Here is a 21,717-nt window from a genome sequence, read left to right as displayed (position 1 = left end):
TGATAAAATTCGTCTGCTCTACTGGGAAGATAATGGATTCTGGCTCCTCTATAAGAGAAACGAGAAATCGAGGTTTATCTTTCCAGGTATCTCAAATGACACAATAGAGTTATCGATTTTACAATTACAGTGGCTGCTTTCCGGTTTGGATTTTAATCAGAAAAAAGAACCAGAAAAACTATCCTTTTCACGATTTTATTGATGTGTGTAGAGTCTGAAGGATAGATTTATATGGTATAATCCACGTATAAATTAACATTGGAAAACCCAATGGCTACCGATGATGCGCTACAGTGCCAGGTTGACCAGCTCACACGAGAACTCAAACACTCGCACCAGCGGTGCGAGTGTTTTGAAAAGGCCTACAATCAGCTCTTGTTTCAATTCAAGCAACTCCAGCGCTCATTCTTTGGTCGGCGCTCTGAGCGATATGAAGACCCTAATGATCCTCAGGGGTTGCTGTTTGATAGTACAGAAGTTCGAGATGAAGGTTCTATAGATAGCAGTGATGATGATGGCGACAAAGACCAGGATGGCGTGGTTAGTATTGCAGGACACAAACGTCACAGGAAAACAAACAAGACCTTTGCTCAGAGCCTGCCAAGAAAAGAGATGGTAATCCCTGTCCCAGAACAGGATAAAATCTGTACATGTGGCTATCAAAAGAATCTTGTTGATTACGAGCGTCATGAGCGTTTGAACTACATACCCCCGGTATATGAGGTGATTGTTGAACTGCGGGAGAAGGTAGCCTGCCCCAAAGGCTGTGCAGGACAAATAGTTACTGCTCCCAAGCCAAAGCATATCCTACCCAAGGGTAAGTTTACCAAATCCGTTCTGGCTCACCTCATAGTCAGCAAGCTAGATGATCGTCAACCCTTCTATCATCTGGAAAAACAGCTTGAGACTCGCGCCGGATTCAGCTTTCCCCGTCAAACCATGGCCCGCACTGTTATCGATTGTGCCACTCCCCTACAGCCACTGGTCAATTTGCTAAAAGATGGGGTGATTGGCTACGATATTGGGGCTTTGGACGCCACATTACTACAGGTTCTTAATGAACCTGGCCGACCAGCAAGCCGAAAATCTTATGCCTACTGTTTTCGAGGCGGCTCTCCGGGCAAGGAGGCTATCATCTATGAATATAATGCATCGGATCACAAAAGCTTCGTGAGAGACTGGTTTACCGACTTTGAAGGTACTCTGCATTGCGATGCTGATCCATTTTTTGAATTGTTGTTTGAGCGGACAGCTGTAAACCCAAATCACTGCAATGCACATGCCCGACGAAAATTTGAACCCATAGCGAGAGCGGCGCAAGGGGACGGACTGGCAAAGCGAGCTATGCAATTTTACAGGGAGCTTTATCGCATTGAACGCAAAGCCAAAGACAGCCACCTGTCATCGAAGCAGAGGCATGAATTACGGCAGCAAGAGTCCAAACCCATTATAAGCGCCTTGAAGTGCTGGTTGGATGAGCACCATTCGCAAGTGCTACCCAAATCGCCGCTGGGTAAGGCTATGCATTACAGCCTGAAATATTGGAGCGGGTTGTGTGCATTCCTCGACGACGGTCGATTGGAAATCGACAACAACTTGACTGAGCAGGAGATCAAGCCCTTTGTGATGGCTCGTAAGAACTTTCTGTTTACATCTTCGGTCAATGGCGCTAAAGCGCTGTGCCTACATTTCAGTTTGATTCGCACGGCCAAGCTCCATGGCCTTGACCCCTATAGGTATTATGTGGAGGTGTTTGAGCAGATTCCTCACTGTCGATCCGTTCAGGACTACGAGGCATTGTTACCCTGGAATATCCAGCTTGAGAGAGTTGGTGTTGCCGCAGCAGCGTAATTAGGGGCGTACCCAGAAAGCTCTCGGCATCCCACTTTTTGCCTGTTCACGACACCCCCTATGACCGATCATTCAACGACTCAGCTTGAGCGCATCAAATTGAGTCCTCACCTTCAGTCTGGAAATATCGCTTACAGATTTTGTGATGGTGGGGCAGGGGCAGGCTGTCTCCACAAAACCGTGGAGACAGCATCGGGAGGGTTAAATATCGTAGTGATTGCGCTCGTCAGGCAGGTCCGTGAGGTATTCTACAAACTCTACCTCGAAGCCATCCGGGTCCAGAAAGTAAACATTCTTTCGGTGAGGTGACTCGGCTCCGTCTTTGTAGGGCCGGAATCCGGCTTGATCCAGTCGCTCTATGAGCCTCTGCAGGTTGTCGGTGACAAATGCGAAGTGAGCGAGGCCAACCTGTGAGCCTGTCAGATCCCGGTTATCACTGTCACCGTGGTCACTGAGGGCCAGATATTGGTAATTATCACCAAAATGCAGCCACTTCCTGGGTTTTCCATACCATTCTCCCTCTCCGCCGCCCCTGATCTGCCAGTGTGGGAAGACAGCCTGATAAAAACTCAGGCTCATGGGGATGTCCCTTACCACCAGATTTACATGTTCCAAATGCACCATAACCTTTCTCCTTCTTCGTGGATCAATCCGGCTCGTTTGTGTTGATAAATACAGGATAAAACCTCATGTTTGGTTGAGGTAAAGTGTTTTCTTCCGTGTGATAAGAGATTTTTGTGGATACACCGAACCTGTCTGTAGGCGTAGTGGCCGAAAGGTGTGGGGTTAAAGTTTCTAACCCCCTCCATTTACGTAAGCGGTACAGGAACCCCACTACTCAATTCTGACGAGAATGTAGTTCATGTACCGCTTACGAAAATACATGCGCAGACGCCTATAAACCCATTCACCGCACAAGGATAAGGGACGGTACTATTTTGCGAAGGCGAAACAGTTGATTGATCCGCCCAGAATACAACCCAGTTCGCGTATCCGACGTTGCAAGGACACACCCCAAAATTAAGTTTGTAATAACTCCCCCAGTGGTAAAGGCACCAGCAGCGGTCCCGGCGCGCACCGGGGCAGCTGAAACGCTTGCGGGTATTGCACATCCACCAGGTAGAGGCCAAACGGCGGTGCGGTAACACCGCCGGCACAACGATCACGTTGATCGAGCACAATTTTCACCCATTCCGGCGGATTTGCACCTTGTCCCACCGACATTAGCACTCCGGTAATATTGCGCACCATATGGTGCAGGAAAGCATTGGCGCTGACCTCCAACACAACCAGGTACCCGACGCGGGCAATATCCAAACGGGTGATTTTTCGCACGGGGCTTTTGGCCTGGCACTGGGAGGCGCGGAAGCTGGTGAAATCATGACAGCCCAGCAGGTGGCTTGCACCCTCGCGCATGGCAGCGAGATCCAGGGGGTGTTGGGTCCAGGTGACCTCTGCGGCACTGTGGGCCGTGCGGGTGGGCGCGCTGTGGATCAGGTAGCGGTAACTGCGCGCCAGGGCGGAAAAGCGGGCATGGAACTGTGCCGGCATCTCCTGCGCCCAGCGCACCCGTACCGCTTCGGGCAACTTGGTATTCACGCCCAGAACCCAGGCCCGCTGCGGGCGCCGAGCGCGGGTGTCAAAATGAATGACCTGGTGTGTGGCGTGCACACCGGCATCGGTGCGCCCGGCGCAGACCAGGGTTACAGGCTCTGCGGCAATCACGGAGAGGGCCCGCTCAAGATGGGCCTGTACGGTTTCCACGGTAGATTTCTGTTTCTGGAAACCGTGCAGCCGGGCACCGCAATATTCAATGCCCAGGGCAATACGATGCAGGCCCCGGGGCAGCTTCTCACCGGGGGGCACTTCGCCATTGGGCTTATAACGGTATTCAGGCTGTATCGACTGACCCATATATCTTCAATTACTCTTCAATACCGACAAGCTTCAGGGGATGTGTTGCCATCTGTAAACGCACCCCATAAGGCACAATAAAAAAACCTCACAGCCAGTGCGAGGTTTTTTTAATATGAAGTGCAGTCGCCGTTTACACCATATGCTCCAGCATTTTCTCGGCCCGGCTTTTGTGTTCACCACCACCATCCTGGGCCACCTCCTTGAGAATATCCTTGGCACCATCCTCATCGCCCATATCCAGATAGGCCTGCGCCAGTTCCAACTTGGTTTCCATCTCATCCCCCCCTTCCAGCAGGCTCAGTTCGGGATTGAGATCACTTTCCAGGTTGAAATCCAGATCGTCAAAATCAGATTCCACACCCAGCTCTTTCTCAGCAACAGTCTCAAGCTGCGGTGAGGTATTAGCCGCGACTCCAGCCGAGGGTTCCTGCTCTTCCTCCGGGGCGGGACCACCAGAACTGGATGCAACAATCGGTGCCAATGCATCTTTGAGGGGGGGAGGCTCTCCGACGGAATCCGCACTTGAAGACTCCTCACCATCACTGGCTGGTCTGTCAGAAATGATATCCGTTTGCTCTGACAACACCTCCATGGAGGACAAGTCCTTGGCGATATCGTCCAGGTCGATACTGTCAAGATCCAGTTCCGATTCCAGTTCGCCACCGATCATTGCCAGATCGTCTTCGGAAACCGTTTCCAGAGGCAGGCTTTCCTCATTACCCGCATCCTTGTTTTCCAACCCGGAATTACCCTCATCAGTAGATTCCACTGCCAGGGTGTTTTCAAGAACAAGGGAGTCGGCAAGATCAGCGGTGAGGAGGGGGCTTTCTTCTTCCTTAGTCCCCGTTTGATCCTCCACCAGGGACAGGTCCAGTTCAAAATCCAGACCGCTACTTGAAGCGCCGGTCGTCGGCTGCCCGGCATCGCCCGCTGTGGCCTCAACTCTATCGGTGACATCGGCCCCGGCATCCAAAGTCACCGTATCCAGTTCCAGAGAATCCAGCTCCAGATCATCAAGGTTCAACTCGTGATCCGCTTCCCCCTGAGTCTCAACACCAGGCTGAACGGTATTGTCGGCAAGGGCACTGTCCAGGTCCAATTCATCCAAATTGAACGCAATATCCGGGGATGCGCCCACTTCTCCGGCGGTCCCGACCTGCTCCTCGGGCGTTGTATCCAGATCCAACTCCAGGTCCAGGGATAAAGCCTGCCCGGCAGTGTTGCCAGCGCCTTTGCCGTCATCCAGGGCCAAGTCCATGGTCAGTTCATCGAGTAGTGTGGTATCTTCCTCAAGCGCATCGCCCGGGTCTGCAGCCACCGGTTCGGCACTGGCATCCAGAACCAGCGTTTCGCAGGATGGGCCCTGATCCCGATCAGCACCAATCGCATCCAATTGCGCGGCTTCCAGAGATTCGCTGGAAAAATCCCCAGCGGGCGCTTCAAAATCCGGTGCTCCCGTGATGGTTTCGCGCAAACGGGCAGCGCGGTCGGTGGCCGGGCCGTCGCTGATTGCCAGCAGCTGGCGGTAGTGTTCGTCGAATTTCTCCACATCCTGGTTGTGGGCGTACACTTCCATCAGCATCAGGCGCGCATCCACCACCTGTGGGTCTTTTTCCAGACCCAGCAGCAACTTGCTTTCCGCCTCTTCATACTGGCCCAGGGACAGGTGAATTTCCGCTTCCGAAACCGGATCATCGGTGCCCACATCCTCAAGGTCAGCGAGATCGAAGGTATCATCCGCTTCCATACTCTCCACAGTGGCCAGGGTTTGATCCGGCTCGAGCATCTCTTCGGAAGCCCCGACCGGTCCCTGTTCAGGGACCCTGTATTGTTCCAGTGGCTGTTCAACCGCCTCCTGCTCAGCTTTGCGACGGCGCCAGGTAAAGAGGCCGAATACCACTACTAGGAGGCCTGCGGCACCAATACCAATCAGCTGCATATTGCCACCGAACCTTTCCACCAGGGTGGGCTCGGGCTTGGTCTGTACGGAGACTACGCGATTGCGCATTTCAGGCGCCGCGGCTGCAGTTTCCACCCCGGGCTGCTCTGTGGAGGCATTCAGCGATTTGCTTGCATCGGCGGCAAGTGTGCCATCCGTGGAGGATTCACCCTCTGCGACATCCATTTCAGTGGGATCAAGCAGGAGGTCAGACTGCTCGGCGGCGGTTTGTAGTGCATGCATCTCCTCATTGGAGACTTCGACCAGGGCCTCCATGGTATCTATCTGCTCGTCAAGCTCTGAAATGCGCTCGCGCAACTCCGTATTTTCCAGTTGGGATTTATCCAGCTCTTCCTCGGCCAGGGTCAGGTTGCCTTCCAATGCCTCATTATCCCCAGCGCCACTGCCGGAACCGGAGATAACAGATTCATTATCCATCGGTGCAGCCAGACTGACTCGGCCTTCAACTCCACCGCTAGCGACATCCTCTTCCTGTACTGCGCGGGCGTCCAGTGGCGCCCCTGTGGCTATTTCCTCCACACCACTGCGCTGGCGCCAGGAATTATTCTGCTCGGCAACCTGTGAAATCGCCTCCGTGAGGCTCAGGCCGCGCAGGTCATCGGCATTGGGCAGGCGCAATACGGCACCTTTTTTCAACAGATTGATGTTGTTGTTGATAAAGGCTTCGGGATTCAGGCGCTGAATGGCCAGCATGGTCTGCTGCACAGAAAACGCCCGGCTAACCCGGTTCTTTAAGGCAATTTCCCACAGCGTATCCGAAGAGGAAACAGGACCGTAGACCTGACTGCTACTGTGCGTGTTTTCTACCGGGCTGCGCTGGGGCTGGTGGCGCGCGGGCCCGGCTTGTTGCACCGCCGGCGTTTCACGGGGCTGGTCAACCTCGGGCTGGATCGCCGGCTGCTGCTTTGACTCTACCGGGCGTTGTGCTGGCCTCTGAGCCGGCGTGTCACGGCGCACCTGCTGGCGCTCGCGCTCTGCGGCGCGCACCGGCTGCTGGGCCGTAGTGGGCGAAAATGCTGGCAAATCCATCAACAGGGTGTACTCGCGCAACAGACGTCCACTGGGCCAGCGGGTTTCAACAAGGAAATTCAAATAGGGTTCACGGATCGGCTCGCGACTGGATATGCGAATCACCGGACTGCTGCCCGAGTAATCCACATCGAATTGCAGCGAAGTGAGCAGGTAGGAACGCTCCACATCCGCACGCTCAAATTCCTCGGGCTCCGCGAGGCGCACCATGATCTCCGTATCATCCAGACCGCGTGTCTGCAGCAATCCGATTTCCGCATTGAGCGGCTGATTGAGGGTGGAGTTGAGCTTGATCTCCCCCAGCCCGAGCGCCAGGGCCGTGCTGCTTCCCAGTGCACCAACTAAACCAACTGCAAGTGCCAGCTTACGCACACGCATATCCGATTCCCTTTATTGTTAGAATCTGCCCAGGGCTTCCGAAAAGCGCACCCTCAGAACATCCCCATTACTGAACGGTAATCGTTCGACTATCTTGACCGCCGTGCAGGCAGCCGCCAACTGCGAAGAATAGCTCGCCATTCCCAGCCGCACCCAAGTTAAGACTACACCTTCACTATGGCGGCTAAGTATTAATTATCAGTAGTTTTTTAGCAACAAGTGAGCAATTTGTGCGCAGTTTATCGCAACATCCTTGCGCAGATTGTCAGATACCGCGCAGAGGTTGAACTGGCGCTTGTCGAGGAGACTTTGGCGCAAACGGCCAATGAGTGTCACTTCGCTGCCCACAGCATTTTCTGTTGAGGGCCGCTCCGCCAACTGCAGGCGCGCACCATTGCCCAACAAAGCGCGCACTTTGTGCAGATCGATATCCTCTGTAAACACCACACCCAGGTTGGCCAGTTGACCGTGGAATACGGCAACCGTATTGATACCAGCGTCAAATGCCACTTCTTCACCCAGCAGGTGGCGCAAATCGTGGATCAGGGTCAGCTCACTTAGGGTATGGCCACTGGAAAGCGGAGCCTCGCTGGCACTCAATTGGTTGAATGCGAGACGGTGACCAATGGCGGGATCAACTTCAGCATCCTGGCCGCTGAACATACGCGCTGTTTGCGCGGCCATGGAATCGATGGCGGCCTTGCCCAACGCAGATACCGGTTGGTTCAGTTGAACGTACACAGACCGCAGCCTGTCTCTCAGTGGTGCCAGCGCCTCGGCCACCATGGCAGCACCGGCACTGGGCAGTGCCACAACCCGGCGCCCAACACGTGCCAATTCCTCACTGTTCAACACCGGATGGATCAACACCACGCTTTCGTCGCCACGGGTGATGGCTGCGGCATCCAGTACCCAGGCCCCGTTTTGTTCAGCAGCAGCCATGGCGGCGTCGGCAGCGTCACCTGACCTCAGCAGAATTACCACCTGCGCCTCTTTAAAAACAAATTTTCCCAGGGACTGTACGGGAATCGTGCGATTGGCAAATACCTGCGGGTCCACTTCGCAGTCCTGCATCTCCAGCAGACTCAGCTGCTCGGCGGAGATCATTTCCCGCTCGTCCAGTATTTCCAGCAGAGGGGCAAAGGCCGCGTTATCGACACCGACAATGACCAGTTCGCGAGCGGTTTCTGACATGACGATTCACTTGATTGGATTGGGAAAAAGCGAGGGGCGATTATACCTGCGGGGAAAAGTCGAAAAAGCCACTATGACAACCCGTTGCGGCTTTTAACGCGAAGGAGTTCACAGCTTGGCAAAAAGCCCTCTACTAACAGACACCGAAAAGCGCGGCCTCCGGGGCCTCTGCGAGGCCCACGCCCGTTACAGCTTGCCCAGTAAAATCAGCAGAATGCGGCGCAGTGGCTCGGCTGCCCCCCAGAGTAACTGATCGCCCACCGTAAAGGCGTTCAGGTATTCGGGCCCCATATGCAATTTGCGCAGACGGCCCACCGGAATAGTCAACTTGCCAGTCACCGCCGTGGGCGTCAGTGCCGCCAGAGTGGCCTCGGGATCATTGGGCACCACACAGACCCAATCGTTGGCACTGCTGAGAATGCGCTCGATCTCCGCCAGAGGCAGATCTTTGTTCAGCTTCACGGTAAAAGCCTGGCTGTGGCAGCGCATTGCGCCAATCCGCACACAGGTGCCATCCACCGGAACCGGACTGGCGGTTTGCAGGATCTTGTTCGCCTCTACCTGGGCCTTCCACTCCTCCCTGCTCTGACCGTTGCCCATCCGGGTGTCGATCCAGGGCAGCAGGCTTCCGGCCAGGGGGGCACCGAATGCTTCTGTGGGAAATTCGGTCGAACGCATATCAGTGACCACCTTGCGGTCAATCTCCAGAATGGCGCTGGCAGGATTTGCCAGCTTAGTGGCAACCCCATCGCGAATAGTGCCCATCTGTGCAATCAGCTCACGCATATTGCGCGCACCGGCACCACTGGCGGCCTGGTAGGTCATGGCGCTGACCCACTCCACCAACTCCGCCTTGAACAGACCCCCAAGGGCCATCAGCATCAGGCTAACGGTGCAGTTGCCACCAATAAAGTGCTTTTGCCCCGCATCAATTGCCCGGTCGATCACTTCCCGGTTGACAGGGTCCAGCACAATCACCGCATCATCCTGCATGCGCAGGCTGGAGGCGGCATCAATCCAGTACCCATTCCATCCCACTTCGCGCAAGCGGGAGCATACCACCCGGGTGTATTCGCCACCCTGGCAGCTGACAATCCCATCCAACTGCGCCAGTGCAGTGATATCGTAGGCATCTCTCAGGGGAGGCAGATCACGGCCGATATCCGGTGCCTTGCCACCGGCATTGGAGGTAGAGAAGAATACTGGTTCGGCGATGTGGGCGAAGTCGCCCTCTGTACACATACGTTCCAGTAATACCGAGCCGACCATACCGCGCCAGCCGATAAATCCAATTTTTTGCATTGCGATGTCCTTGCGTGGTGTGATCAACAGGCGCGTCGGTTACAGGGCAGAAGCAACAGCGGCGCCCATCTCAGCAGTGGAAACCTTCCGGTACCCTTCGGTATGAATATCGGCGGTGCGCAGCCCACGATCGAGCACTGTATGCACCGCGGCCTCAATGACATCCGCCGCTGGGCCCATATCCAGGGAGTAGCGCAGCATCATGGCGGCGGACAGGATGGTGGCCAGCGGATTGGCAACGCCCTGGCCGGCAATATCCGGTGCAGAGCCGTGGCAGGGCTCATACAGGCCAAAACCGCTTTCATTCAGGGATGCCGATGGCAGCATACCGATGGAACCGGTGAGCATGGCGGCAGCGTCGGAGAGAATATCCCCGAACATATTGCCGGTTACCATGACATCGAACTGCTTCGGCGCGCGCACCAACTGCATGGCTGCATTGTCCACGTACATATGGGACAGCGACACATCCGGATATTCCGGTGCCAAGCGATCCAGTACCTCGCGCCACAACACTGTCACTTCCAACACATTGGCCTTATCTACGGAGCAGAGTTTGCCGTTGCGCTTTTGTGCCGCCTCAAACGCACTGCGCGCGATACGCTCGATTTCCGATTCGCTGTATACATAAGTGTTGAAGCCCTGGCGCTCACCGTTCTCCAGGGTGCGGATACCCCGCGGTTCCCCGAAATAAATGCCTCCGGTCAGCTCCCGCACAATCAGGATATCCAGTCCGGAAACCACTTCCGGTTTCAATGAAGAAGCACCGGCCAGCTGCGGGTAGAGTATCGCCGGGCGCAGGTTGGCGTAGAGCCCCAAACCGCTGCGAATTTTCAACAGGCCTTTCTCCGGGCGGATTTCCCGCGCCAGGGTGTCCCACTGGGAACCACCCACGGCGCCGAGCAGCACCGCATCACAGTCGCCTGCAGCCTCGAGCGTTGCATCAGTAAGTGGCTCGCCGTGGGCGTCAATCGAGGCACCGCCGATTAGGCCCTGCTCAAAACGCAGCCCCAGATTCAATTTGCCAGACGCGACTTCCAGTACTGTCATCGCCTGCTCAACAATCTCCGGACCAATGCCATCACCGGGCAGAATCATTACTTTCTTTGTCACGTAAATTTCCTTTAATTATTGAACTGCATCGAAAAGCCAGGGGGCCTTTTCCCGCCGCGCCGTTTCAAAAGCCCGAATGTCCTCCGAGTGCTCCAGGGTCAGGCCGATATGGTCCAGACCGTTGAGCAGGCAGTGCCTGTGGAATGCATCCACTGTGAAGGGGATCACTTCACCACAGGGCTTGCGCAGGTGCTGCCGCTCCAGATCAATAGTGAGCCTGTACCCCTCCTGCGCATGGGTTTCCTCGAACAGGCAATGCACGACTTCTTCCGGCAGCACAATTGGCAATAAGCCATTTTTAAAGCAATTGTTGAAAAAGATATCGGCAAAACTGGGGGCAATAATTACGCGAAAACCATAGTCATCCAGCGCCCAGGGAGCGTGCTCACGGCTGGAACCGCAACCGAAATTTTCCCGCGCCAGCAACACAGAGCCGCCCTGGTAGCGGCGGAAATTCAGGGGGAAATCCGGATTGCACGGGCGGCAGGAGCAATCCTGCCCGGGATAACCTTCATCGAGATAGCGCAGTTCATCAAACAGGTAGGGGCCAAACCCGGTGCGCTTGATGGATTTGAGGAATTGCTTGGGGATGATCAGGTCCGTATCCACATTGGCGCGGTCCATGGGCACCACAAGCCCTTCATGCAGGGTAAACGCTTTCATCAGGCCGTCTCCTCTTCCGCTTGCACCGGCACCATTTCGCGCACATCCACAAAGTGCCCGGCAATGGCAGCCGCCGCTGCCATACCCGGGCTCACCAAATGAGTGCGGCCACCGTATCCCTGACGACCTTCAAAATTGCGGTTGGAGGTTGAGGCACAGTGCTCACCAGCCCCCAGCTTGTCTGCATTCATGGCCAGACACATGGAGCAGGAAGGTTCGCGCCATTCAAAGCCCGCTTGCGTGAAAATTGCGTGCAACCCCTCCCGCACGGCCTGGGCCTTCACCGCTTGGGAACCGGGCACAATCAGCACCTGCTTGACGCTGTCTGCCTTGTGCCGGCCTTTTGCAAGTGCCGCAGCAACACGCAGATCTTCGATTCGGGAGTTGGTACAGGAGCCGATAAATACCCGGTCCAGTTTGATATCACTGATTTTCTGCCCCGCCTCGAGTCCCATATATTCGAGGGCACGCGCTATGCCGGTGCGCTTGGTGGCATCACCCTCGGCAGCGGGATCCGGTACCCGGGCACTGATCGGCGCTACCATTTCCGGTGAAGTTCCCCAACTGACCTGGGGCTCGATATCCTCGCCGCGCAGTTTGATCACCACATCAAAGTTGGCACCGTCATCGGAGTGCAGGTGCTTCCAAGCCTCAACGGCCCTGTCCCACTGCTTGCCTTTGGGGGTATAGGGCTTGCCCTTTACGTACTCGAGGGTGATCTGGTCCACCGCCACCATGCCCGCACGCGCGCCGGCCTCAATGGCCATATTGCACACGGTCATACGGCCTTCCATGGACATGCTGCGGATCACTTCACCGCCGAATTCGATCGCATAGCCGGTACCACCGGCAGTGCCGATCTTGCCGATAATCGCCAGTACGACATCCTTGGCAGTAACACCGGGGCACAGGGCACCATCTACGCGCACCAGCATATTTTTCATTTTTTTCTGGATCAGGCACTGGGTGGCCATCACATGCTCTACTTCGGAGGTGCCGATGCCGTGAGCCAATGCGCCCAGGGCACCGTGGGTGGAGGTGTGGGAATCACCACAGACCACGGTCATACCGGGCAGTGTTGCCCCGGTCTCCGGACCGATAACATGCACGATACCCTGCCCCGGTTCATTGATGCCGAACTGCACCACATCAAACTCCCGGCAGTTTTCGTCCAGGGTCTGTACCTGTATGCGGGAAATATCGTCACGAATACCGCTCACTCCGGCGGCGCGCTCGGCACTCTCGGAAGGCACATTGTGATCCGGTGTGGCCACCAGCGAATCCTTGCGCCAGGGCTGGCGCCCCGCCAGCCGCAGGCCCTCAAAAGCCTGGGGTGAGGTCACCTCGTGAATCAGGTGACGGTCAATATAGATCAGTGCGGAGCCATCATTCAGGGTCTTGACCAGATGGTCACACCACAGTTTATCGTAGAGTGTCTGCCCAGCCACAGCCTGTCCTCTTAGTTGGGTGAGTGGCTGAGTCTACCCAGCAGCAATAAATAACACCAATTTATATTCATTATTAAATGTATTCCCTAATGGAATTTAAAATTCTACTTGGGATAATATGTATCTTCAGGTACTCAACAACCACTAGTCCACTCTGTCACTGCAGAGTATCGAGAGAGATACTGCACTTGGAAATTCAATGGCTTAGGGCTTTCATGGCAATTGCCGAACGGGGCTCCGTCTCAGAAGGAGCGGCTCAGTTGCACCTGACGCAACCCGCAGTGAGCAAGCGTCTTGCGACCCTCGAACAGCAACTTGGCACTACTCTGTTCAACCGTATTGGACGGCGCCTGCAACTGACCGAGGCCGGGCAGGCCCTGCTCCCCCGAGCTCGCCATATCCTCAATGAGATCAGCGATACTGAGCGGGAACTGCGCGCGCTCGGCAGTTCTGTGAACGGCAGCCTGCGTATCGCCACCAGTCACCATGTGGGCCTGCATCACCTGCCGCCAGTACTCCGGGCGTTCAGCAATCGCTATCCACAGGTAACCCTGGACATCGATTTCGTGGATTCCGAACAAGCTTATGAAGCACTGATGGCAGCCCAATACGAGTTGGCTGTAGTCACACTGGCCCAGAAGGAATACCCACAACTCAATGCACAGGTTATCTGGCCCGACCCCTGTGTCGTGGTGGCGGCGCCGGACCATCCCCTGACAGAGATTGCCGATTTGACGCTGGCCGACCTGGCCAACTACCCCGCCATACTGCCGGATCTCAATACCTATACCGGACGCCTGATCAAGCGGGAGTTTGATGCCCGCGGATTGAAGCTTTCAACCAAGCTGGCCACCAACTTTCTGGAGACCATCAAGATGATGGCCTGTGTGGGGCTCGGCTGGAGCGTGCTTCCGCACACCCTGGTGGATAACAGCCTTGCGATTTTACCCGTGCAAAAATTACAGATCCTGCGCAACCTCGGCGTGATCAGCCACCGCGGCCGTACCCTGAGTAACGCCGCCAGTGCACTGCAGCAGATGCTGTTCGACGCAGCAAATTGAGTAAATTCACTCAATATCAAACTTACCCGCATTTGTATCCGTTATATCTTCTTCGCAGAGCTTGATACAACGTCTTATGGGTAACGACGGTCACACTCGGTCGATGGCCGATCATGGTTCAAATCGACAACGCCTGTTTTGCATGGGTATTTTTGAGTTCGGTAACTTCTCTAAATTATTGGCTCATGAATCACCAGATCCAGCGGCTTGTTGGCCAGCCCATCCGGGATAGTCGTAACGCAACGTTTGCCTCTTCGAACACCTTCCAATTGCAGTACCTTCATCAGCCGTTCAACTGTGCAGCGGGCGACCTTTACGTCCTCGCGGTTAAGCTGCTTCCAGACCTTGCGTGCACCATAGGCGCGGTGGTTTTCTTCGTAGACCCGCTGGATCTCAGGCTTCAGCTCATCGTCACGTTGAGCGCGCGCACAGCGTTGCTCTGGATTGGCCTGTAGATGCTTGCAGAGGTAGAAGGTCGACGGTGCAATCGGCAGAACCTCACAGATTGACTCGACACCGTGCGCCTCACGTTCCTGGTCAATGAATGCCACCATTACTTCGGTTTGCGGTCGAGCTCCGCCTGGGCGAAAAAAGCGGCAGCCTTGCGCAAGATCTCGTTAGCGCGTTTCAGCTCACGGACTTCGCGCTCCAGCTCTTTGAGGCGGGCTGCGTCGCTGCTGGTGGTGCCGGGTTTAGTACCATTGTCGACTTCCATCTTGTTGACCCATGATCGTAGGGTCTCGGGTGTGCAGCCGATCTTGGAAGCGATAGATGTGATCGCTGCCCAGCGTGATTGGTGCTCGTGCTCGCCGGTCAACACCATGCGAACTGCGCGTTCCCGTACTTCGGGAGAGTATCCAGGTCGTTTGCTCATTGGCTAATTCTCTCAAGAAAGTTAGCCTCCGAGAAACCCGGGGGGATTCACAATATATCTTGCGTACAGTGGAAAAAAACCCTGATGGGATTCCAGCTCGTTCCCTTTCTCTATCAAAGGAAATGGTTATTGCAGTTATATGGTAACACCTACCTAATATGCATTCATCAAGCTGCAGTCCTTTGCCCAGTGCGCTCGTACTTTTGTTTTGGAGCCAGATGGCCCGCACACTGGTGGCAGGATTTGAAAGTTGCATCCTTATTGCATTTGGGAATTTCAAATTTGGAGTGGAGAGTATCATCAGTATCCATTGGGTGTGATCAATACTGTCTACCAGACACTTTGTATAACCGTTCAGGAGTATGCATAGCATCAATTGTAATACTACACATCAAAGGCATTGAAATTCACTTGGATAGACTTAGCGGAACTATTTCCGGAACTGCCCGGACCTGGAGGAAAGTAAAGCCCGAATAGACTGTCGACGGAGATGTCACTGGCCCAAATCGCTTTCTATGCTAATCCACGCAAAAAGAAATGTAAAAAAATGTGCGGCCTATAATGGCAATGAAGCGGTTTATCTGTACACTCCTCGGCGAATTCATCACAGAGAAAATCCATGAACAAGTCCGCCATTACCCTGTGCGCCCTATTCGCCTTTAACGCCGCCAGCGCAGATACGATTCTCGGCATTGACGCCACCGCCGGCGTTTGGCTACCGGGGTATACCGGTGCTATCGGTAGCGATAACTATGATCTGGACAACCTCTCCCTTAGTGAGGACAACATCACCACCTTTCAGGCCGCCCTGGAACACCCAATTCCACTGGTACCCAATGTGCTGCTCGCCCACAGCAACATTGACACCGATGGCAGCGCCCATCTGAAAAGCGCTGTCACTTTTGATGACGAAACCTTCGCAGTAGGCTCCGAAATCAACACCAATCTAAATCTCAGCCACACCGATGCCACCTTTTACTACGAGTTGCTGGACAATTGGGTCAATCTGGACCTGGGCCTGACTGCGCGCAGGTACAGTGGTGAATTTACTGCTGTCAATGAAACCCAGTCAGAAACCGTCGATCTTACCGGTTATCTGCCCATGGTCTATGCCATGGCGCGCTTCGATCTGCCATTTACCGGCTGGTCTTTGATTGCCCAGGGTAACGGCACCGCCTATCGCGGCGACACCCACACCGACTTGACCGCCAAGGTACGTTGGAATTTTGTACCGGTATTGGACCTGGCTTTCGAGGCCGGCTACCGGGTAATGAGCCTGGACCTGGAAGAACTGGACGATCTGCAGAGCGATATTGACATCAAAGGTCCCTATATTGGCCTCAACCTGCATTTGTAGCCAAATCCTCCGACTTCCTGCCTGACGCGAAAGTGCCAAGCGCGGTATAACAATCGCGCTTACATAGTGATGCAATAGTGTGTGGCATTGCCTGCAGTGTACGGGGTTACATTTGCCCTTTATTTTTTCCGCCCCCCTGGCATTCGGGGCTTACAGGGGCTTCACCTTCCCATTCATCCGGCGCATAGACATGCAAGGCAAGTGCATGGATGGGACCAGCCATTTCCTCGCCAAGGACAGAATAGACTGCCTGGTGCCGCTGTACTTTTCCCAGTGAGTGAAAAGCCTCACTGACCAGGACCACTCGAAAGTGCATTTCCGATCCCTCCGGCACATTGTGCATATGGCTTTCGCACTGGACGTCAATGTATTCTGGGGCAAAACTCGCCGTAAGTTTTTCTTCGATCTGTTTCGCAAGGGACATAGAAACTCTCAACCGGTTACTCTATTGTGACAAGGTACCTATGGTTGTTTGGCCGAAATCTCGTATTAAGCAACCCCTATCACCGACTCACGCGTGGCCACCTAATAGAAGGAGTTGAATTCGCACTCATACCAGGGGCTGCACAGCGATTATTCACCATCATGGGATGACCCGACATACGCCTTTCTCTGTTTCGTATCAGATCAGAGTATTTGAAGGATACACGAGTACCGATGATGGACTATGGCAAAAGTGTATGTGTGCAACAGTGGTTAAATGATACACGCCCCAACCGGGCCGCAGCGCGCCAACAAGCTACCGCGGTAGGCAAGCGATAGGACAAACGAGCTGGCCTGTAAGCCGGGTTCTGTCGAGGACAATCATTCATCTGGGATGCCTGTCACCAGACACCTCAAGCGACCTACCCACCCTCAGTGCGGGTCACACCTGTAGAGGGCCTATTTGGTCTTGCTCCGAACGGGGTTTACCATGCCACAGGCTGTTACCAGCTGCGCGGTGCGCTCTTACCGCACCCTTTCACCCTTACCTGTGCTCCCGAGGGAGCCATCGGCGGTCTACTCTCTGCTGCACTTTCCGTAGGCTCGCGCCCCCCAGGCGTTACCTGGCGTTCCACCCTATGGAGCCCGGACTTTCCTCCACCGCACAAGGCGATGGCGATTGCCCGGCCAGCTCGCCGTGAAGAGTAATGAGACGTCTGGCAGATTGCAACAGGCTTATCCCGCAGGGGAATATCAATCGCCCTCTTTTTTTCGCAACAGGCTCCAGTTGTACAGTACCTTTTTGGGCACCCCGGTGATTTCCGCTGCCACAGCGGCGGCTTTTTTCGGGGGTAACTCAGCCAGCAGCAGGGACATGACCCGTTGTGCTTCATCATCAAGCGCGCTCTCACAACGACGCTCGTTACCACGCACCAGTACTACTATCTCTCCGCGCTGCTGATTGCTGTCTGCACGCACCCAACTGGCCAATTGGCGCAGTGGCATCAATTGGAAGGTCTCAAAGGCTTTGCTGACCTCGCGGGCAATCACCGCCTCGCGCTCTCCCCCAAAAACCGCAGCCATAGCCTCGAGGGTATCGGCCACCCGATGGGGCGCCTCGTAGAAAATCAGGGTGCGGGTATCCCGTGCCAACTCCCGCAGCGCCCGTTCCCGCGCACCACCCTTAGCGGGTAAAAACCCCTCGAAACTGAAGCGGTCGCTGGGCAGGCCAGCGGCACTCAGGGCCGCAATGAAAGCGCAGGCACCGGGAATTGGCACCACGCGAATGCCTCGCTCGCGCGCTGTGCGCACCAATCGATAGCCCGGATCGGAAATCAGCGGGGTACCTGCATCCGAGATCAGCGCCACCGTCAGCCCCTGCTCCAAGCGCTGTAGTATCTGACCAGTGCGCCTGGCATCGGTATGTTCATGATATGCCAACAGCGGAGAATCGATATTGAAATGGGAGAAGAGTTTCTGACTGTGACGTGTGTCCTCAGCGGCAACCAGATCGGCACATTGTAGAACTTCGACAGCTCGCGGTACCATATCGGCCAAATTGCCAATGGGTGTAGCGACAATATAAAGCAGCCCCAATTCAGGCCCCATAGGTGTTCACTCCAAATATCATTATTGCGGGAGAAGATTATGTCCGCCTCTTCCAGGCGCACCTCTACTGTGATCGCCAGTATGGCAGCTGTTGCACTGGTACTGGCTGCTTGCCAGACCCCAGCCCCGCGATCGGGGGTATACAGGCCGTCCTACCCCCCGAGCCACTCAATCAGCCACAATGATGCCGTGCATCTGTTGTACAGTGCGGAGGCATTGCCCGCTCCCGCAAGGGACCAGCAGCGCCTGCAAGCGGCCGCCATTCTACGCGAGTTGGGGGATAATGAGACAGCCAGGGAAGCTGTGGTCAGCATTATTCCCGCGCAACTGGATGACACTCTCTATGCCAGCTATGCACAGGTTTACGGCAATCTGCTCGTCGACAGTGACGATTTCTTTGAGGCTCTCACACTGGCAACCTCGCCGCGCCTGGACACAGTTTGGCCCCGATTGCCGCAATCGACGGCACTGCCCCTGCGCAGCTTGCGCGCAGACCTGTGGGGTCTTTTGGGCAATCTGGACAACGCCATCAGTGAGCGCAGGGAGATTGCTTTTCTGGCGCAAACCGACGAGGCAATCACGCAGAACAACAACGGCCTTTGGCAGCTACTGACTCAACTGCCCTCCAGCGAGCTACAGACGCGCGCCGCTGGTAGCAGCGATACTCAGATGCGCGGCTGGTACCAGCTCGCTCTGTTGGGCCGTGATACCCAGACCGACATCGGTTCACAACTGGTTGCCCTCAAGCGTTGGCGCGAACGCTGGCCGACACATCCTGCGAGTATCCACCCCCCAGAAGCCCTGCAGCTGCTGGAGCGCCTGGCAGGCCAGCGCGTGGACAGCATTGCTTTGCTGCTTCCGCTCTCAGGCCCCCTCGGCAGCGCCGGGCGCGCTATCCGGGACGGCTTTATGGCGGCACACTACACCGCTCTGAATGCCGGTGCTGCTACCCCCAGCGTAATGGTGTACGACACCGGAAACGAGCAGCCTTTCGAAGAAATCTACCAGAACGCCGTGAACGCCGGAGCCAAACTAATTATTGGCCCCCTGGACAAAAGCAAGGTAGCCAACCTGCTGGCCACAGAGAAGCTGCCGGTACCCACCCTGGCCCTGAACTATGGCGATCGGGGGCGCCTCAGCCAAGACCTGGTACAGTTCGGCCTGGCTGTGGAGGACGAGGCACGCCAAATCGCCCGACACACCTATCACCAAGGGCACCGCCAGGCGATGGTACTCGCGGCAGACAGCAGCTGGGGGCAGCGCGGTGCGCAGGCCTTTCAGGAAGAGTGGCAGCAACTCGGCGGAACTGTCGCCGTCAGTAAAACGTTCTCCCCCAACAGCAAATTCTCCAACCTGGTCAGTGATGCCCTTTTAATCCCCGCCAGTGAGGCACGTAAGAAAGCACTTCAAAGCCGCCTGTCTGCACCTCTGGCATTCACTCCACGCCGCCGCGACGATGTGGACATGGTATTTCTGGCCGCACTCCCCCAGCAGGCGCGCCAGATCAACCCCATGCTGACTTACTATTACGCTGGGGATCTGCCGGTGTATGCCACCTCCCAGGTGTTTGTGGGCAGCAACCACCCCGATAGAGACATCAACGGCATTCGCTTTACCGCTCTGCCCTGGCTGTTTGAAAACAACCAGACCAAGCGGGATATCGAACTGCAGACTGATCCGGCACCGGCCTTTGCCCGCCTCTACGCCCTTGGCGCCGATGCTTTCCGCCTCTACCCACGCATCCCCCTACTACGTCAGTTTCCCCGGTACAAGCTGTATGGCCTCACCGGCGCCCTCAGCCTGAGCGCAGATGGCCGTATCTTGCGCGAGCAGATCTGGGCTCAGGTTGAAAAGGGAGTGCCGGTGCCGATTACCACTGTGGAATCGCTTCCCGCATTGCGGGAAAGCGGCCAATAGACGAGGACAGCGAAATTTGTAAGCACACCAGTGACACTGTCGGCACACAGATGGAAGACAAAGCCACACGCTACTTGCGGCGCGCGGGATTGGTCATCATCGAGCGCAACTACCGCAGTCGCTTCGGAGAAATAGACCTTATCGCCCGGGACAGTGATACTGTAGTGTTTGTGGAAGTCCGCTTTCGCCGCAGTGATCACTTCGGTGGTGCGGGTGCCAGCGTGGATGCGCGCAAGCAGCAGAAGCTGCTTGCCGCCGCCTGCGGCTTTCTACAAGAACACAAACTGGACTGTCCCTGCCGCTTTGATGTCCTTGCCATAGACGGCAATGCGCAAAATATCCAGTGGATCAAGAATGCCTTTGAAGCCTGAGCAGCACCGAGAGTTACCGTGACAGAAAGTGGCGAACAACACTTCGCCCGAATTAAGGACACAATGGAACAGCGAGTCGTAACCCTTTTTCACCACAGCCTGGAAGCCACCATGAATGCCGGTGAAATACTGGCACCGCTGATCGCGGAAGCCAGCCAGATGGTAGTACACACACTGCTGGCTGAGAGCAAAGTGCTGCTCTGTGGCAATGGTGTCAGCGGTGCCCTTGCGCAGAGTTTCAGTTCGCAGCTTACCGGGGGCTTCCAGCGCGAACGCCCCGGCCTACCGGCAATGGCCCTGAACAGCGATGGGGTCTCTATGGGTGCTGTCGCGGAAAACCATGGCCCTGCCGATACCTTTGCCCGCCCCGTGCGTGCCCTGGGCCAGCCAGGTGACCTGCTCGTCATTATCACCAGCCACGGCCGCGATCCCAACCTGGTACAGGCCATGCGCGCTGCGCAGGACCGCGATATGGGTATACTGGCCCTTACCGGTGGTGATGGTGGCGACTGCGCAAGCCTGTTGAATACACACGATATTGAACTGCGCGTGCCTTCTGAGGTCTCGGCTGAGGTACATCAAGTACACCTGCTGACGATATTTTGCCTCTCCGACTTAATCGACAGCAGCCTGTTCGGTGGCTATGAGGACTAAACCATGAAAAATAGACAGCGATCCTTGCAAAAACGCCTTTTAGTGATGGTTTCTGCACTTTTTCTACTTGCCGGGTGCAGTACCGTGCTGGAGGCCACACATGACGGCCCTATCCAACAGGACCCCGGCAAGCGCTCACTGGGCACCTATATTGATGACCAGAGAATCGAGACGATCGTCAAGGTGAATATCAATAAGGCACATCCGGACCTGAAAGCCGCATATATTGGTGTCACTTCTTTCAATGGGGTGGTATTACTTACCGGGCAAATTCCCGATCAGGAGTTGCGCCTGCTCGCTGGGCGCACTGCGGGGCAGGTACAGAATGTGCGCCAGGTGTACAATGAAACCCAGATCCGCGGCAAAGTCAGCCTGCTCGCCACCACCAACGATGCCTGGTTAACGACCAAAGTGAAAACCAACCTGCTCACCAATAAGGAAATTGACAGCGGGCGCATCAAGGTGGTTACAGAAAATGGGGTGGTTTACCTGATGGGACTGTTGACCCAGGCGGAAGCTGAGCGCGCGGCAGATGTGACCCGTTCGATCGGTGGGGTGCAAAAAGTGGTGAAAGCGGTAGAGTACATCAACTAGCTC

The 21,717-nt window shown here is 55.6% G+C and carries 18 protein-coding genes, 1 other RNA gene, 1 pseudogene and 1 other annotated feature; of the genes and pseudogenes, 8 read left to right on the top strand and 12 right to left on the bottom strand.

The genetic code is table 11. The features are described from left to right. On the top strand, positions 1–202 hold a 202-nt coding region (tnpB, locus tag Q5Y71_RS07265), incomplete at its 5' end, for an IS66 family insertion sequence element accessory protein TnpB (protein ID WP_306041197.1). 68 nt (positions 203–270) lie between these two features. Then, on the top strand, positions 271–1,851 hold the full coding sequence (locus tag Q5Y71_RS07260; protein WP_306041195.1) for an IS66 family transposase: 1,581 nt from the start codon (positions 271–273) through the stop codon (positions 1,849–1,851). Between the two features lie 201 nt (positions 1,852–2,052). Here Q5Y71_RS07260 and Q5Y71_RS07255 read toward each other — a convergent pair whose 3' ends face one another. From Q5Y71_RS07255 to leuC, 8 genes are all read right to left on the bottom strand, one after another. Continuing rightward, complete coding sequence (locus Q5Y71_RS07255) at positions 2,053–2,475, bottom strand: VOC family protein (protein ID WP_306041193.1); 423 nt, start codon at positions 2,473–2,475, stop codon at positions 2,053–2,055. A 396-nt stretch (positions 2,476–2,871) separates the two neighbouring features. Then, positions 2,872–3,765 (bottom strand): tRNA pseudouridine(38-40) synthase TruA, encoded by an 894-nt coding sequence (truA, locus tag Q5Y71_RS07250; RefSeq protein ID WP_301417449.1) that lies wholly within the window; start codon positions 3,763–3,765, stop codon positions 2,872–2,874. 133 nt (positions 3,766–3,898) lie between these two features. Then, on the bottom strand, positions 3,899–7,135 hold the full coding sequence (locus tag Q5Y71_RS07245; protein ID WP_306041190.1) for a FimV/HubP family polar landmark protein: 3,237 nt from the start codon (positions 7,133–7,135) through the stop codon (positions 3,899–3,901). 198 nt (positions 7,136–7,333) lie between these two features. Then, the gene (locus Q5Y71_RS07240; protein ID WP_306041187.1) at positions 7,334–8,329 is read right to left on the bottom strand and encodes an Asd/ArgC dimerization domain-containing protein; all 996 of its coding nucleotides are present in this window, start codon (positions 8,327–8,329) and stop codon (positions 7,334–7,336) included. 186 nt (positions 8,330–8,515) lie between these two features. Next, on the bottom strand, positions 8,516–9,631 hold the full coding sequence (asd, locus tag Q5Y71_RS07235; RefSeq protein WP_306041185.1) for an aspartate-semialdehyde dehydrogenase: 1,116 nt from the start codon (positions 9,629–9,631) through the stop codon (positions 8,516–8,518). A 39-nt stretch (positions 9,632–9,670) separates the two neighbouring features. Continuing rightward, positions 9,671–10,729 (bottom strand): 3-isopropylmalate dehydrogenase, encoded by a 1,059-nt coding sequence (gene leuB, locus Q5Y71_RS07230; RefSeq protein ID WP_371877008.1) that lies wholly within the window; start codon positions 10,727–10,729, stop codon positions 9,671–9,673. Between the two features lie 30 nt (positions 10,730–10,759). After that, positions 10,760–11,407 (bottom strand): 3-isopropylmalate dehydratase small subunit, encoded by a 648-nt coding sequence (leuD, locus tag Q5Y71_RS07225; protein WP_301417439.1) that lies wholly within the window; start codon positions 11,405–11,407, stop codon positions 10,760–10,762. Next, on the bottom strand, positions 11,407–12,855 hold the full coding sequence (gene leuC / locus Q5Y71_RS07220) for a 3-isopropylmalate dehydratase large subunit (RefSeq protein WP_306041181.1): 1,449 nt from the start codon (positions 12,853–12,855) through the stop codon (positions 11,407–11,409). Before leuC ends, leuD begins: the two co-directional genes overlap by 1 nt. A 188-nt stretch (positions 12,856–13,043) precedes the next feature. Here leuC and Q5Y71_RS07215 point away from each other — a divergent pair, with 188 nt between their 5' ends. Beyond that, complete coding sequence (locus Q5Y71_RS07215; RefSeq protein WP_306041179.1) at positions 13,044–13,916, top strand: LysR family transcriptional regulator; 873 nt, start codon at positions 13,044–13,046, stop codon at positions 13,914–13,916. Positions 13,917–14,107: 191 nt separating this feature from the next. On the opposite strand, the pseudogene Q5Y71_RS07210 reads toward Q5Y71_RS07215, so the two are convergent. Next, positions 14,108–14,790, bottom strand: a pseudogene (locus Q5Y71_RS07210) (IS3 family transposase); the annotation flags it as partial. Continuing rightward, positions 14,396–14,512, bottom strand: a sequence feature (AL1L pseudoknot). (Overlaps the previous pseudogene by 117 nt.) Positions 14,791–15,409: 619 nt before the next feature. On the opposite strand from Q5Y71_RS07210, the gene Q5Y71_RS07205 reads away from it, so the two are divergent. Next, on the top strand, positions 15,410–16,147 hold the full coding sequence (locus tag Q5Y71_RS07205; protein ID WP_306041177.1) for a TIGR04219 family outer membrane beta-barrel protein: 738 nt from the start codon (positions 15,410–15,412) through the stop codon (positions 16,145–16,147). 106 nt (positions 16,148–16,253) lie between these two features. Here the strand turns inward: Q5Y71_RS07205 and Q5Y71_RS07200 are convergent, their stop codons facing one another. The 3 genes from Q5Y71_RS07200 to rsmI all read right to left on the bottom strand — a co-directional run bounded on the left by Q5Y71_RS07200 (position 16,254) and on the right by rsmI (position 18,178). Next, entirely contained in the window at positions 16,254–16,571 is a 318-nt protein-coding gene (locus Q5Y71_RS07200; RefSeq protein WP_301417421.1) for a BolA family transcriptional regulator, read from the bottom strand. 340 nt (positions 16,572–16,911) lie between these two features. Then, positions 16,912–17,265: RNase P RNA component class A (rnpB, locus tag Q5Y71_RS07195), an RNA gene on the bottom strand. 58 nt (positions 17,266–17,323) lie between these two features. Next, positions 17,324–18,178: a 16S rRNA (cytidine(1402)-2'-O)-methyltransferase gene (gene rsmI / locus Q5Y71_RS07190; RefSeq protein ID WP_306041173.1), complete on the bottom strand. Its 855-nt coding sequence runs from the start codon at positions 18,176–18,178 to the stop codon at positions 17,324–17,326. A 39-nt stretch (positions 18,179–18,217) separates the two neighbouring features. Between rsmI and Q5Y71_RS07185 the strand changes: the two genes are divergently transcribed. The 4 genes from Q5Y71_RS07185 (at position 18,218) to Q5Y71_RS07170 (ending at position 21,714) form a co-directional block, all read left to right on the top strand. After that, positions 18,218–20,095, top strand: coding sequence for a penicillin-binding protein activator (locus Q5Y71_RS07185; protein ID WP_306041170.1), 1,878 nt, complete (start codon positions 18,218–18,220; stop codon positions 20,093–20,095). Beyond that, the gene (locus tag Q5Y71_RS07180) at positions 20,062–20,466 is read left to right on the top strand and encodes a YraN family protein (RefSeq protein ID WP_371877007.1); all 405 of its coding nucleotides are present in this window, start codon (positions 20,062–20,064) and stop codon (positions 20,464–20,466) included. Before Q5Y71_RS07185 ends, Q5Y71_RS07180 begins: the two co-directional genes overlap by 34 nt. A gap of 63 nt (positions 20,467–20,529) precedes the next feature. Beyond that, complete coding sequence (locus Q5Y71_RS07175) at positions 20,530–21,120, top strand: SIS domain-containing protein (protein ID WP_301419020.1); 591 nt, start codon at positions 20,530–20,532, stop codon at positions 21,118–21,120. A 3-nt stretch (positions 21,121–21,123) separates the two neighbouring features. Further along, the gene (locus tag Q5Y71_RS07170; RefSeq protein ID WP_306041168.1) at positions 21,124–21,714 is read left to right on the top strand and encodes a BON domain-containing protein; all 591 of its coding nucleotides are present in this window, start codon (positions 21,124–21,126) and stop codon (positions 21,712–21,714) included. Positions 21,715–21,717 lie beyond the last annotated feature (3 nt).

The sequence above is a fragment of the Microbulbifer sp. 2205BS26-8 genome, from assembly GCF_030731025.1.
Classification (GTDB): Bacteria; Pseudomonadota; Gammaproteobacteria; order Pseudomonadales; family Cellvibrionaceae; genus Microbulbifer; species Microbulbifer spongiae.
This window is presented reverse-complemented; position numbering and strand designations above follow the sequence as displayed.

Bases quoted from the DNA above. Each gene is read 5' to 3' on its own strand.
- Q5Y71_RS07260 (WP_306041195.1), top strand. From the start codon at position 271: ATGGCTACCGATGATGCGCTACAGTGCCAGGTTGACCAGCTCACACGA.
- Q5Y71_RS07255 (WP_306041193.1), bottom strand. From the start codon at position 2,475: ATGGTGCATTTGGAACATGTAAATCTGGTGGTAAGGGACATCCCCATG.
- truA (WP_301417449.1), bottom strand. From the start codon at position 3,765: ATGGGTCAGTCGATACAGCCTGAATACCGTTATAAGCCCAATGGCGAA.
- Q5Y71_RS07245 (WP_306041190.1), bottom strand. From the start codon at position 7,135: ATGCGTGTGCGTAAGCTGGCACTTGCAGTTGGTTTAGTTGGTGCACTG.
- Q5Y71_RS07240 (WP_306041187.1), bottom strand. From the start codon at position 8,329: ATGTCAGAAACCGCTCGCGAACTGGTCATTGTCGGTGTCGATAACGCG.
- asd (WP_306041185.1), bottom strand. From the start codon at position 9,631: ATGCAAAAAATTGGATTTATCGGCTGGCGCGGTATGGTCGGCTCGGTA.
- leuB (WP_371877008.1), bottom strand. From the start codon at position 10,729: ATGATTCTGCCCGGTGATGGCATTGGTCCGGAGATTGTTGAGCAGGCG.
- leuD (WP_301417439.1), bottom strand. From the start codon at position 11,407: ATGAAAGCGTTTACCCTGCATGAAGGGCTTGTGGTGCCCATGGACCGC.
- Q5Y71_RS07205 (WP_306041177.1), top strand. From the start codon at position 15,410: ATGAACAAGTCCGCCATTACCCTGTGCGCCCTATTCGCCTTTAACGCC.
- Q5Y71_RS07200 (WP_301417421.1), bottom strand. From the start codon at position 16,571: ATGTCCCTTGCGAAACAGATCGAAGAAAAACTTACGGCGAGTTTTGCC.
- rsmI (WP_306041173.1), bottom strand. From the start codon at position 18,178: ATGGGGCCTGAATTGGGGCTGCTTTATATTGTCGCTACACCCATTGGC.
- Q5Y71_RS07185 (WP_306041170.1), top strand. From the start codon at position 18,218: ATGTCCGCCTCTTCCAGGCGCACCTCTACTGTGATCGCCAGTATGGCA.
- Q5Y71_RS07175 (WP_301419020.1), top strand. From the start codon at position 20,530: ATGGAACAGCGAGTCGTAACCCTTTTTCACCACAGCCTGGAAGCCACC.
- Q5Y71_RS07170 (WP_306041168.1), top strand. From the start codon at position 21,124: ATGAAAAATAGACAGCGATCCTTGCAAAAACGCCTTTTAGTGATGGTT.